Origin of the sequence: Candidatus Mycolicibacterium alkanivorans, from assembly GCF_022760805.1 — a bacterium.
In the GTDB taxonomy this organism is placed as follows: Bacteria; Actinomycetota; Actinomycetes; order Mycobacteriales; family Mycobacteriaceae; genus Mycobacterium; species Mycobacterium alkanivorans.
The window spans coordinates 3,229,656-3,242,017 of sequence record NZ_JAIVFL010000001.1; the positions used below are offsets into that span (position 1 = coordinate 3,229,656).

The window sequence follows — 12,362 nt, forward strand, 5'->3', positions numbered from 1 at the left end:
GCGCCCACGCCCGCCGCGAGCGAGCACGATCGAAAGGGTGTACGTGGCAGCGACCAAGGCAAGCCCGGCAACCGACGAGCCGGTGAAGCGCACCGCCACCAAGACGCCCGCGAAGAAGCCGGCGGCCGAGGCCGCCAACGGTTCCGCGCCGGCCAAGCGGGCCACCAAGGCCCCTGCCGCGAGGGCCGCGGCCGGTGACGCCGAGGCTGCTCCCAAGACCGGGGCCGTTGCCAAAGCCGCTCCGAAGAGGGCCACCAAGGCCGCCGGCCGTGCCGGTAAGGCCACCAAGAAGCCCGAGGACGCGGTACCGGAAACGGCCGGCGACGTCATCGCCGACGACCTGGACACCGCACTCGACGCCGATCCCGAACTGGATGTTGCCGAAGACGAGATCGTGCTCGACGAGCTCGAAGACGTCGCCGAAGAGGTCGAGGTGGCCGTCGAGGAGGGCGCCGAAGAGGCCGCCCCGGCCGCCGCCGAGGGCGAGGCCGCCGACGAGGACGACATCAGCGAGCCTTCGGAGAAGGACAAGGCCTCCGGCGACTTCGTGTGGGACGAGGAGGAGTCCGAGGCGCTGCGGCAGGCCCGCAAGGACGCCGAGCTCACCGCCTCAGCCGACTCGGTTCGCGCCTACCTCAAGCAGATCGGCAAAGTCGCGCTGCTCAACGCCGAGGAAGAGGTCGAGCTGGCCAAGCGCATCGAGGCCGGCCTGTATGCCACCCAGAAGCTGGCGGAGCTGGCCGAGAAGGGCGAGAAGTTACCGGTTCAGCAGCGTCGCGACATGCAGTGGATCTGCCGCGACGGTGACCGGGCCAAGAACCATCTGCTCGAAGCCAACCTGCGTCTGGTGGTGTCGCTGGCCAAGCGCTACACCGGCCGCGGAATGGCGTTCCTGGACCTCATCCAGGAGGGCAACCTCGGCTTGATCCGCGCGGTCGAGAAGTTCGACTACACCAAGGGCTACAAGTTCTCCACCTACGCCACCTGGTGGATCCGGCAGGCGATCACCCGTGCGATGGCCGACCAAGCCCGCACCATCCGCATCCCGGTGCACATGGTCGAGGTCATCAACAAGCTGGGCCGTATCCAGCGCGAGCTCTTGCAGGACCTGGGCCGCGAGCCCACGCCAGAGGAGCTCGCCAGGGAGATGGACATCACGCCGGAGAAGGTGCTGGAGATCCAGCAGTACGCGCGTGAGCCGATCTCGCTGGACCAGACCATCGGCGACGAGGGCGACAGCCAGCTCGGTGACTTCATCGAGGACAGCGAGGCCGTGGTGGCCGTCGACGCGGTGTCCTTCACGCTGCTGCAGGATCAGCTGCAGTCGGTGCTCGAGACACTCTCCGAGCGCGAGGCCGGCGTGGTGCGGCTGCGGTTCGGCCTGACCGACGGCCAGCCCCGCACCCTCGACGAGATCGGCCAGGTCTACGGCGTTACCCGGGAGCGGATCCGCCAGATCGAGTCCAAGACGATGTCGAAACTGCGCCACCCGAGCCGCTCGCAGGTGCTGCGCGACTACCTGGACTAGTGGCCGCGCCGACTTTCGTCAGTCCCGCTTTCGGTGCCCCCCACCCCGGAGGCCGCACGCGGGCCACGCTCACCGGCAGTCGCGGCAGCTGGAGGAGATTTCGTCGTGGACCGCCGCGCAGCCACCGTATGGGGGCGTGAGACACGACACAGCGTTAAACCCCCGGGGAACAAGGCCGGAACAGCGAACGTCTGAGACAGTAGAGATCCGTGACGGTGGCGCCGAGTCACCGACGCGCTGAGCACCTTACGGAGGAGCCCATGAACGCGACCCTGACCAGTCCCGAAATGACCAGGGCTGATCGCTGCGACCGCTGCGGGGCGGCGGCTCGGGTCCGCGCCAAGCTCCCCTCCGGTGCCGAACTCCTGTTCTGCCAGCATCACGCCAACGAGCACCAGGCCAAGCTGGCCGAGCTGGCGGCGGTGATCGAAGTCGCCCCGTCGGAGGCATAACAGCGACTCGCGGCCGGCGTCGCTGGGCAGGACCGCCGTCGTCAGGAATGCTGGAACGGTCATGACTGACCACTCCGCCAAGCCGTCTCGCCATCACGTGTGGCGGATCACCCGCCGGACATTGTCCAAGAGTTGGGATGACTCGATTTTCTCCGAGTCGGCCCAGGCCGGATTCTGGTCGGTGCTGTCGCTGCCCCCGCTGCTGCTCGGGATGCTCGGCAGCCTGGCCTACATCGCGCCGCTGTTCGGTCCCGACACGCTGCAGCGCATCCAGGACCAGCTGATCGGCACCGCCAACAGCTTCTTCTCCAAGAACGTCGTCAACGAGATCATCGAACCCACGGTTCGCGACATCGTGGTCGGCGCGCGCGGCGAGGTGGTGTCGGTGGGCTTCGTGATCAGCTTGTGGGCGGGGTCGTCGGCCATCTCGGCCTTCGTGGACTCGGTGGTCGAGGCACACGACCAGACCCCGCTGCGCCACCCGGTCCGGCAGCGGTTCTTCGCCTTGGGCCTCTACGTCGTGATGCTCGTGTTCGTCGTCGCCGCTGCTCCTCTGGTGGCACTCGGCCCCCGCAAGATCGGCGAATACATCCCGGACAGCTGGGACAACATCTTGCAGTACGGCTACTTCCCCACCCTGATCCTGGGTCTGATCGTGGCGGTGACGATCCTCTACCGGGTGTCGCTGCCCAAGCCGCTGCCCACCCACCGGCTGCTGTGGGGCGCGGTCCTGGCGGTCGCGGTGTTCGTGGTGGCCACCCTCGGCCTGCGGTTCTACCTGACCTGGATCACCAGCACCGGATACACGTACGGGGCGCTGGCCACGCCGATCGCATTCCTGCTTTTCGCGTTCTTCCTCGGCTTCGCGGTCATGATCGGCGCCGAGCTGAATGCCGCCATCCAGGAGGAGTTCCCGGCCGCGGTGCCGCGGGGACACCAGATGCGGACCTGGCTGGAACGCAAGGCCCGCTCACTCGGTGACACCGAGCGCGGCGCCAAGGCGCCGGTCCGCAGCGAGGAAAGCGAGGAGGAGGCCCGGCCCGAGCCGGAGCCGGTCAGCCCTTCTTGAGGCTTTCGTAAATCCGCTTGCAGTCGGGGCACACCGGGGATCCGGGCTTGGCGGCGCGGGTCACCGGGAAGACCTCGCCGCACAACGCCACGACGTGGGTGCCCATGACGGCGCTCTCGGCGATCTTGTCCTTCTTGACGTAGTGGAAGACCTTGGGGGCGTCGTCGTCGGTCCCGTCGTCGACGCGTTCGTCGCTGTCGGTGCGTTCGATCGTCTGGGTTCGCATACGGCCATTCTGCCCGGTCAGACAGATGTAAGAAACCGACCCGTTCAAGGGCACGGAAATGTGGAACAGTGGAGGGATGAAACGGGAGCCGGGCTTCGACGACGACGGTCGGCCCGTGCTCATCACCGCCGCCGCCCCCGCCTACGAGGAGCAGCACCGAGCGCGGGTGCGGAAGTACTTGACCATCATGTCTTTTCGTATCCCGGCTCTGATCTTGGCGGCCGTCGCCTACGGAATCTGGCACAACGGCCTGATCTCCCTGGCGATCATCGCGGTGTCGCTGCCCCTGCCGTGGATGGCCGTGCTGATCGCCAATGACCGGCCGCCGAGGCGGGCCGAGGAGCCGCGCCGGTACAACGACGCACCACACCGCACACAGTTGTTCCCGCGGCCCCAGCACCGCGCCATCGAGAGCGGTCCGACACCGACGGCGCAACCACATGCGGCCGGGCGGGCCGACACCGGTTCCCGCCGAGCACCGTAGCCCCCCTTTCTCAGCACATTCTCAGAACCGCGCCGTATTTCTGCACTTCAGAGGGTGTGAGATGGCGACCTCGCGGGAACTCTTAGCACCTGTCAGGCGTTGGACCAACTGACAGTCGGAGCCGATCAGGAGGCCACCATGGCAAATGCCACCACTAGCCGAGTCGACAGCGATCTGGACGCCCAGAGTCCGGCCGCCGACCTCGTGCGTGTGTATCTGAACGGCATCGGCAAGACCGCACTGCTCACCGCCGAGGACGAGGTCGCGCTGGCCAAGCGCATCGAAGCCGGGCTCTACGCCCAGCACCTGCTCGAGACCCGTAAGCGGCTGAGCGAGAACCGCAAACGTGATCTGGCCATCGTGGTGCGTGACGGCCAAGCCGCCCGCAGCCACCTGCTCGAGGCCAACCTGCGCCTGGTGGTGTCGCTGGCGAAGCGCTACACCGGACGCGGCATGCCGCTGCTGGACCTGATCCAGGAGGGCAACCTCGGCCTGATCCGCGCGATGGAGAAATTCGACTATGCCAAGGGATTCAAGTTCTCCACGTATGCCACGTGGTGGATCCGCCAGGCCATCACCCGCGGTATGGCCGACCAGAGCCGCACCATCCGGCTGCCCGTCCATCTCGTCGAGCAGGTCAACAAGCTGGCCCGGATCAAGCGGGAGATGCACCAGAACCTGGGCCGTGAGGCCACCGATGAGGAGCTGGCCGAAGAGTCCGGCATCCCGGTCGAGAAGATCAACGATCTGCTCGAGCACAGCCGTGACCCGGTGAGCCTGGACATGCCGGTCGGCAGCGACGAGGAAGCCCCGCTGGGTGACTTCATCGAGGATGCCGAGGCGATGTCGGCCGAGAATGCCGTGATCGCTGAGTTGCTGCACACCGACATCCGCAGTGTGCTGGCCACCCTCGACGAGCGGGAGCATCAGGTGATCCGCCTGCGCTTCGGCCTCGACGACGGCCAGCCGCGCACCCTGGACCAGATCGGCAAGCTGTTCGGCCTGTCGCGCGAGCGCGTCCGCCAGATCGAGCGCGAAGTGATGTCCAAGCTCCGCAACGGCGAACGCGCCGACCGGTTGCGGTCCTACGCCAGCTGACCAACCCCCTCCTGTATGCCCGCCGGCACCCGCCGGCGGGCATACAGCTATCTGCCTGGTGTTGTGCGGCCGATCACCCAGCCGCGCCAGTAGACTCGACGGCGACGAAGGGTGACCTAATGAACGACCTGGTCGATACCACCGAGATGTATCTGCGCACCGTCTACGACCTCGAGGAAGAGGGCGTCACCCCGCTGCGTGCACGCATCGCGGAGCGGCTGGAGCAGAGCGGCCCGACGGTCAGCCAGACCGTGTCACGCATGGAGCGCGACGGCCTGCTGCACGTCGCCGGAGACCGCCACCTGGAGTTGACCGACAAGGGCCGTGCACTGGCCGTGTCGGTGATGCGTAAGCACCGCCTGGCCGAACGACTGCTTGTCGACGTCATCGGCCTGCCGTGGGAGGAAGTCCACGCCGAAGCTTGCCGCTGGGAGCACGTGATGAGCGAGGACGTCGAGCGCCGCTTGGTCACGGTGCTCGACAACCCCACCGTCTCCCCCTTCGGCAACCCGATTCCCGGCCTGTCCCTGCTCGGGCTGGACAACTTCAACCAGCGCCGGGAATCGAACCTGGTTCGGCTGACCGAGTTACCCGCCGGCTCGCCGGTGGCGGTGGTGGTTCGCCAACTCGCCGAACACGTCCAGGGCGATGTCAGGCTGATCAGCCGGCTCAAGGACGCCGGTGTGGTGCCGAATGCCCGTGTTCAGGTGGAAACCAACCCCGACGGCGGCGTGACGATCATCGTGAGCGGCCACGAGAGCGTCGACCTGCCCCACGAGATGGCCCATGCCGTGAAGGTCGAGAAGGTCTAGCCACGATCTAGACCGCGCGGCGGCCGAACGCCCGTCGCGGCGGGAGCCGCACCCCCAGCCGCTTGGCCAGCCGGTAGCCCGTTCCGGCGAGTTCCCGGATCTGCTCGGGGCGCATCCCCGACTGCAGCGCGGTGTCGAGCATGCCCGCCATCCGATGGTCGGGGTGGCTGCGCAACGCCGCGTCCAGCGACACCCCGGCCAGCGGTCCGTCACCGCGTGCATATGCCGAAAATGCAAGCAGGGCAAGAGCTTCGGCGCGCCACGGGTCCGGCAGGGTGCGTGCCAGCAGCGCCCACAGCGTTTCGGCCTGCCCCGCGCCGGAACCGACCGCCAGCGCATAGAGGGTGTCGCGCACCGCGACGTCGCCCAGCGCGCACGCCAGCGCCGCTACCTCGGCATCTCCGAGGTCGGCACCCTCGCATACCCGGGCCGCCGCGGCGATGGCCGCCTCCACATCGCGCCTACCGCAGCCGTCGGGGTCTTCGCGCCAGTCCATCTCCCGCGCCGACGCGGCCTCCCCGATCAACGCCACCAGTGAGTCGGCATGCCCGGGATCGGCCACGGCGACCACCGCCTTCAGATCGTCGCGGGTGCCGTAGAGCCGCCTGCCGTCGAGCACCGCCGCGGCGGCCAGCGGAGAAGCGGTCGGGTCCTCGACCGTCCCGGACTCACCACAGCCGTCGACGCAATGCCAACTGCCGCCGGCCTCGATGCGGTCGACCACGTGGGCGGCGTACAGGCCCATGTGGTGCTCGGCCAGTGCGGTGGTCAGCGCGTCGCACAGGTCCCGGTAGTCGTCGTTGCACATCGGGCAGGGCGCGCCCTGGGCGTCGACGATCACCGCCACGACGGCGTCGGCGCCCGAGGCCCCGGCGACTTCGACGAGGTGGCCGACCTCCCCGGCCAGGGCGAGCGACAGGTCGACACGCATGACAGCGCCCAGTTCGCCCCGCTCGAGAGAGACGAGGACCAGGGACTTCTCCGGCACGAAGCCGAGAACAGCAGGCAGGGCGGCGATGAGCGCGCCGGGACGGGTGAAGCGGTAATCAGGTCGGTGCTTGGTCATGACCGAGACGCTGTCAACGGACACCGTCAGGACCGGCCCGGCCGGCGCCGATCGCGCCAAGACTGTGGACGAAGTCCGAACTGGGGACAACCTGGGGCATGGTCCGACCACATTGTTCACACCGTATTGACACCGTCGGCATGCGAGGTTCGGCAAACCGGCGTACACCTTTTCCTTGTGAGCGTGGAATACGACCTCGTCGTCCTCGGATCGGGCCCCGGTGGCCAGAAGGCCGCCATCGCCGCGGCCAAGCTGGGCAAGTCGGTGGCCATCATCGAGCGGGGTCGCATGCTCGGCGGCGTCTGCGTCAACACCGGCACCATCCCGTCGAAGACACTGCGCGAGGCCGTCCTCTACCTGACCGGCATGAGCCAGCGCGAGCTCTACGGCGCCAGCTACCGGGTCAAGGAGAAGATCACTCCCGCCGACCTGCTGGCCCGCACCCAGCACGTCATCGGCAAGGAAGTCGACGTGGTGCGAAACCAGTTGATGCGCAACGGGGTCGAACTCTACGAAGGCCACGGCCGGTTCCGCGACGAGCACACCATCCAGGTCGAGGACCCCACCCGCGCCGAACGCATCACGGTCAGCGGCCGCTATGTCATCATCGCCACCGGCACCACCCCGGCACGGCCGCCCGGAGTCGAGTTCGACGAGAACCGGGTGCTGGACTCCGACGGCATCCTCGACCTGAAGTCCATCCCCGGCTCGATGGTCGTCGTCGGCGCCGGCGTCATCGGCATCGAGTACGCCTCGATGTTCGCCGCGCTGGGCACCAAGGTCACCGTGGTGGAAAAACGTGATTCGATGCTGGAGTTCTGCGACCCCGAGATCGTCGAAGCGCTGCGCTTCCACCTGCGCGACCTCGCAGTGACCTTCCGCTTCGGCGAGGAGGTGACCGCCGTCGACGTCGGCTCGGCGGGCACGGTCACCACCCTGGCCAGTGGCAAGCAGATCCCGGCCGAGACCGTCATGTACTCGGCGGGCCGCCAGGGCCAGACCGCCCACCTCGACCTGACCAACGCCGGCTTGGAAGCCGACAACCGAGGCCGAATCTTCGTCGACGACAAGACTTTCCAGACCAAGGTCGACCACATCTACGCTGTCGGCGACGTGATCGGCTTCCCCGCGCTGGCCGCGACCTCGATGGAACAGGGCCGGCTGGCCGCCTACCACGCCTTCGGCGAGCCCACGGCCGGCATGACCGTCCTGCAGCCGATCGGCATCTACTCGATTCCCGAGGTCTCCTATGTCGGCGCCACCGAGGTGGACCTGACCAAGGACTCCATCCCCTATGAGGTCGGGGTGTCCCGCTACCGCGAGCTGGCCCGCGGCCAGATCGCCGGCGACTCCTACGGCATGCTCAAGCTGCTGGTGTCCACCGAGGACCTCAGGCTGCTCGGCGTCCACATCTTCGGCACCGCGGCCACCGAACTGGTGCACATCGGGCAGGCCGTGATGGGCTGCGGCGGCACCGTCGAATACCTGGTCGACGCGGTCTTCAACTACCCCACGTTCTCGGAGGCCTACAAGGTCGCCGCACTGGACGTGATGAATAAGTTGCGGGCGCTGAGCCAGTTCCGCCGTTAACCGCCGATCACGCAGATGATCTCGTGACCCCTGATCCACCGGGCGCTCGACAGCCGCTGGCTGGGGGAACGGTCGGGAGTCCGGCTGCGTTGACCAACACGGGTGCCGACGGTGGCACCGCCCCGATTCTGAGACACTAGGTGTCACGGTACAAGGGCGGCGACGAGCTATCCGGGCACCGAGAAGGAGGCGGAAGCGATGGAAGACGAGCAGGCACAGAACTATCACCCCGAACACCCCGGGATGTACGAGCTGGAGTTTCCGGCACCTCAGCTATCGTCGTCCGACGGCCGGGGACCGGTGCTGATCCACGCCCTGGAGGGATTCTCTGACGCCGGGCACGCCGTCCGCCTGGCCGCCGAGCACCTCAGGAACACCCTGGACACCGAACTGGTGGCCTCCTTCGCCATCGACGAACTGCTCGACTACCGCTCGCGCCGGCCGCCGATGACCTTCAAGACCGACCACTTCACCCACTACGAAGACCCGCAACTGAACCTCTACGCCCTGCACGACAGCCTCGGTACGCCGTTCCTGCTGCTGGCGGGCCTGGAGCCGGACCTGAAATGGGAGCGGTTCGTCACCGCGGTGCGGCTGCTGGCCGAACGGCTCGGCGTGCGCCAGACCATCGGGCTGGGCACCATGCCGATGGCGGTGCCGCACACCCGGCCGGTGACGATGACCGCCCACTCGAACAACCGGGAGCTCATCTCCGACCATCAGCCGTGGGTGGGCGAGGTGCAAGTGCCGGCCAGCGTGTCCAATCTGCTGGAGTACCGGATGGCCCAGCACGGGCACGAGGTGCTCGGGTTCACCGCGCACGTGCCGCACTACCTGGCCCAGACCGACTACCCGGCCGCCGCCGAAGCGCTGCTCGAGCAAGTCGCCAAGACGGCTTCGCTGGCGTTTCCGCTGCGCGCGCTGACCGATGCCGGGGCCACGATCCGGACCAAGATCGACGAGCAGGTCGACGCGAGTCCCGAAGTCGCTCGGGTGGTGAGCGCACTGGAGCGACAGTACGATGCATTCGTTGCCGCTCAGGAGAACCGGTCGTTGCTGGCCCGCGACGAGGAACTCCCCAGCGGCGAGGAATTGGCCGGGGAGTTCGAGCGGTTCCTGGCCGAGCATGCCGACGACTTCAAAGATGGTCCCAGCGGCGACGGCGAGACCTGACGGAGTCCACCGCGCCGACGACAAGGTTGGACATGACGCAGCGAAAGCCCAATCTGCAGGCGGTGCGAGAGGTGACTCCGACGCTGCATTTCCGGACCATCCACGGTTATCGCCGGGCGTTTCGCGTCGCCGGTTCAGGTCCAGTGCTGTTGCTGATCCACGGGATCGGCGACAACTCGACGACCTGGCACCCGGTGCACAGCAAGCTGGCCCAACGGTTCACCGTGATCGCACCGGACCTGCTGGGGCACGGCCAGTCCGACAAACCGCGGGCCGACTACTCGGTGGCGGCCTACGCCAACGGCATGCGCGATATGCTGAGCGTGCTCGACGTCGACAGGGTGACCGTGGTCGGCCATTCACTCGGTGGCGGAGTGGCCATGCAATTCGCCTACCAGTTCCCGCAGCTCGTGGAGCGGCTCATCCTGATCGGGGCAGGGGGCGTCACCAAGGACGTCAACGTCGCGCTGCGGTTCGCTTCGCTGCCGCTGGGCGGTGAGGCGCTGGCGCTGCTGCGGCTGCCGATGGTGTTGCCTGCGCTGCAGGTGGCCGGACAGGCGTTGGGTGCCCTGTTCGGATCCACCGGCCTGGGCCGGGACATCCCCGATGCGCTGCGGATCCTCACCGACCTACCCGAACCCACCGCGTCCTCGGCGTTCACCCGCACGCTGCGCTCGGTGGTGGACTGGCGCGGCCAGGTGGTCACCATGCTCGACCGATGTTATCTGACCGAATCCGTTCCTGTGCAATTGATTTGGGGCGAACAGGACGCCGTGATCCCGGTCAGCCACGCCCTGATGGCGCACTCCGCCATGCCCGGCTCGCAGCTGGAGATCTTCGCCCGCTCCGGGCACTTCCCGTTCCACGACGACCCCGACCGTTTCGTCGAGGTCGTCGAACGATTCATCGGTTCCACCGCCCCGGCCGAATACGACCAGGCCGCGCTGCGCGAACTCCTGCGCACCGGGATCCGCGAGCGTTCGGTCACCGGCTCGCTCGACACCCGGGTGGCAGTGCTCGATGCGATGGATACCGACGAACGCAGCGCCACCTGAGCCCTGCCGCCGCGCCAGCTGTCGTAGAGTCGGGGCATGACCGTCGACGTGAGCGTCTTGCGGGTGTTCACCGATGCCGAGGGCAACTTCGGCAACCCACTCGGAGTGGTCGACGCCGCGGCCGTGCCCGCCGGTGAGCGACAACGCCTGGCCACCGAATTGGGTTACAGCGAGACGATATTCATCGACCTGCCGGAGCCGGGGTCGACCACCGCGCACGCGCGAATCTTCACCCCAGCCGTCGAGCTGCCCTTCGCCGGTCACCCGACGTTGGGCGCCGCCTGGTGGCTGCGGCAGCGGGGCACACCGATCCACACCCTGCAGGTGCCCGCGGGCATCGTGCAGATCAGTGAAGACGGACCGCTCACCGTCATCCGGGCGCGCGCGGAGTGGTCTCCGGAGTTCGTCATCCAGGACCTGTCCTCGGTCGACGAGCTGCTGGCCGCCGATCCGGCCGCCTATCCCGACGACGTCTACCACTACCTGTGGGCGTGGCTGGACCGCGACCGCGGCCACATCCGCTCCCGGATGTTCGCCAACGAACTCGGCGTTCCCGAGGACGAGGCCACTGGTTCGGCCGCGGCGCGGATGACCGACTACCTCAGCCGCGACTTGACGATCACTCAGGGCAGGGGGTCGCAGCTCTACACGAGGTGGAGTCCAGAGGGGTGGGTGGGTGTCGCCGGTCGGGTGGTCAGCGACGGAGTACGCCACGTCGGCTGATCGGCGTCAGCCCGATGTCCCGACCCTGCGGTGGGCGCGCAGCGCCTCGATCTCACGCTCGAAGTCCTCGGCGGAGCTGAACGACCGATACACCGAGGCGAACCGAAGATAGGCGACCTCGTCGAGCTCGCGCAGCGGACCGAGGATGGCCAGGCCCACCTCGTGGCTGGGAATCTCCGGCGAACCCGCGGCCCGTACCGTGTCCTCGACCTGTTGGGCGAGCAGATTGAGCGCGTCGTCGTCGACCTGACGGCCCTGACACGCCCGGCGCACGCCAGTGATCACCTTTTCCCGGCTGAACGGCTCGGTGACACCGCTGCGCTTCACGACGGCCAGCACCGCGGTCTCCACGGTGGTGAACCGCCGCCCGCATTCGGGGCAGGATCTGCGGCGACGAATCGCCTGGCCTTCATCGGTCTCGCGGGAGTCGACCACGCGGGAGTCCGGGTGCCGGCAGAACGGACAGTGCATGACCGCTCCTTCGCCGCCGGTACAGCCCGATGTTGTGAACCACCCAGAGCCTACCTGCGCCGTCCACCGGCCCGCCGTGTCGCCGTCCATGGCCGGGGCGCGATCAGCCGATCGGTGCGATCAGCGTCTGACCGGCGTCCAGCGACGCCGAATCGAGCTTGTTGAGGTCGCGGATACGCTGCACCACCTGGCTGACCGGCGCGTCCGGAGCCGCCCGCGCCGCGACCTGCTCCAGGGACTCCCCGGCCTGGACCTGCACGACGGCGAGCTGATCGGGAATCTGTGCCGGGGCCACCGCGCCGGAACTGAAGTGCGCCAACGAACCGAGCCACAGGGTGATCAGCGCCGCCAGACCGGCCAGGGCGATGGTCACCGCCGTGCTGACCGGCCTGCGGCTGTGCACGGCCTGCGACACCGGGACGCCGGTGCCGCGATAGCGCATCGGCGCCGCAGCGGGGCGCGATGGGCCGGGGCGCGATGAGCCGGGGCGCTGGCGGGCCGGGGTCCGGCTCGGCCGGAAACCCGACGGCCACGAAACCACCTGCCGATCGTCGATGACTGTCACGTCCGCTCCTTCCGTCGAGGCGCCCGCTGTTCGTTCTTGTGTTCGAATTC

14 protein-coding genes are annotated in these 12,362 nt (G+C 68.0%); 10 read left to right on the forward strand and 4 right to left on the reverse strand.

Going from position 1 to position 12,362, the window contains the following annotated elements; all coding sequences use genetic code 11:
* The first annotated feature begins 43 nt into the window (after nucleotides 1-43).
* The 3 genes from K9U37_RS15830 to K9U37_RS15840 all read left to right on the forward strand — a co-directional run bounded on the left by K9U37_RS15830 (nucleotide 44) and on the right by K9U37_RS15840 (nucleotide 3,049).
* Nucleotides 44-1,528 (forward strand): RNA polymerase sigma factor, encoded by a 1,485-nt coding sequence (locus K9U37_RS15830; protein ID WP_243072488.1) that lies wholly within the window; start codon nucleotides 44-46, stop codon nucleotides 1,526-1,528.
* A 260-nt stretch (nucleotides 1,529-1,788) separates the two neighbouring features.
* Entirely contained in the window at nucleotides 1,789-1,980 is a 192-nt protein-coding gene (locus K9U37_RS15835; RefSeq protein ID WP_243072489.1) for a DUF7455 domain-containing protein, read from the forward strand.
* Nucleotides 1,981-2,041: 61 nt separating this feature from the next.
* Nucleotides 2,042-3,049, forward strand: a complete 1,008-nt coding sequence (locus K9U37_RS15840; RefSeq protein ID WP_243072490.1) for a YihY/virulence factor BrkB family protein — start codon at nucleotides 2,042-2,044, stop codon at nucleotides 3,047-3,049.
* Here K9U37_RS15840 and K9U37_RS15845 read toward each other — a convergent pair.
* The gene (locus tag K9U37_RS15845; protein WP_243072491.1) at nucleotides 3,036-3,275 is read right to left on the reverse strand and encodes a DUF3039 domain-containing protein; all 240 of its coding nucleotides are present in this window, start codon (nucleotides 3,273-3,275) and stop codon (nucleotides 3,036-3,038) included. The two genes, K9U37_RS15840 and K9U37_RS15845, sit on opposite strands and share 14 nt — an antisense overlap.
* A 58-nt stretch (nucleotides 3,276-3,333) precedes the next feature.
* Here K9U37_RS15845 and K9U37_RS15850 point away from each other — a divergent pair, with 58 nt between their 5' ends.
* The 3 genes from K9U37_RS15850 to K9U37_RS15860 all read left to right on the forward strand — a co-directional run bounded on the left by K9U37_RS15850 (nucleotide 3,334) and on the right by K9U37_RS15860 (nucleotide 5,669).
* On the forward strand, nucleotides 3,334-3,759 hold the full coding sequence (locus K9U37_RS15850) for a DUF3099 domain-containing protein (RefSeq protein ID WP_243072492.1): 426 nt from the start codon (nucleotides 3,334-3,336) through the stop codon (nucleotides 3,757-3,759).
* Nucleotides 3,760-3,897: 138 nt separating this feature from the next.
* The gene (gene sigB, locus K9U37_RS15855) at nucleotides 3,898-4,857 is read left to right on the forward strand and encodes a sigma-70 family RNA polymerase sigma factor SigB (RefSeq protein WP_243072493.1); all 960 of its coding nucleotides are present in this window, start codon (nucleotides 3,898-3,900) and stop codon (nucleotides 4,855-4,857) included.
* Nucleotides 4,858-4,976: 119 nt separating this feature from the next.
* Complete coding sequence (locus K9U37_RS15860; RefSeq protein WP_243072494.1) at nucleotides 4,977-5,669, forward strand: iron-dependent transcriptional repressor DtxR; 693 nt, start codon at nucleotides 4,977-4,979, stop codon at nucleotides 5,667-5,669.
* A 7-nt stretch (nucleotides 5,670-5,676) separates the two neighbouring features.
* On the opposite strand, the gene K9U37_RS15865 is transcribed toward K9U37_RS15860, so the two are convergent.
* Nucleotides 5,677-6,735: a DUF4192 domain-containing protein gene (locus K9U37_RS15865; protein WP_243072495.1), complete on the reverse strand. Its 1,059-nt coding sequence runs from the start codon at nucleotides 6,733-6,735 to the stop codon at nucleotides 5,677-5,679.
* A gap of 183 nt (nucleotides 6,736-6,918) precedes the next feature.
* Here K9U37_RS15865 and sthA point away from each other — a divergent pair, with 183 nt between their 5' ends.
* The 4 genes from sthA (at nucleotide 6,919) to K9U37_RS15885 (ending at nucleotide 11,276) form a co-directional block, all read left to right on the forward strand.
* On the forward strand, nucleotides 6,919-8,325 hold the full coding sequence (gene sthA, locus K9U37_RS15870; RefSeq protein WP_243073411.1) for a Si-specific NAD(P)(+) transhydrogenase: 1,407 nt from the start codon (nucleotides 6,919-6,921) through the stop codon (nucleotides 8,323-8,325).
* A 198-nt stretch (nucleotides 8,326-8,523) separates the two neighbouring features.
* Nucleotides 8,524-9,498 (forward strand): proteasome assembly chaperone family protein, encoded by a 975-nt coding sequence (locus tag K9U37_RS15875; RefSeq protein ID WP_243072496.1) that lies wholly within the window; start codon nucleotides 8,524-8,526, stop codon nucleotides 9,496-9,498.
* Between the two features lie 32 nt (nucleotides 9,499-9,530).
* On the forward strand, nucleotides 9,531-10,553 hold the full coding sequence (locus K9U37_RS15880; RefSeq protein ID WP_243072497.1) for an alpha/beta fold hydrolase: 1,023 nt from the start codon (nucleotides 9,531-9,533) through the stop codon (nucleotides 10,551-10,553).
* A 36-nt stretch (nucleotides 10,554-10,589) separates the two neighbouring features.
* Nucleotides 10,590-11,276: a PhzF family protein gene (locus K9U37_RS15885; protein WP_243072498.1), complete on the forward strand. Its 687-nt coding sequence runs from the start codon at nucleotides 10,590-10,592 to the stop codon at nucleotides 11,274-11,276.
* A 6-nt stretch (nucleotides 11,277-11,282) separates the two neighbouring features.
* Here K9U37_RS15885 and nrdR read toward each other — a convergent pair whose 3' ends face one another.
* Entirely contained in the window at nucleotides 11,283-11,747 is a 465-nt protein-coding gene (gene nrdR, locus K9U37_RS15890) for a transcriptional regulator NrdR (RefSeq protein ID WP_243072499.1), read from the reverse strand.
* A 103-nt stretch (nucleotides 11,748-11,850) separates the two neighbouring features.
* The gene (locus tag K9U37_RS15895) at nucleotides 11,851-12,312 is read right to left on the reverse strand and encodes a LysM peptidoglycan-binding domain-containing protein (RefSeq protein ID WP_243072500.1); all 462 of its coding nucleotides are present in this window, start codon (nucleotides 12,310-12,312) and stop codon (nucleotides 11,851-11,853) included.
* Between the last annotated feature and the right edge of the window lie 50 nt (nucleotides 12,313-12,362).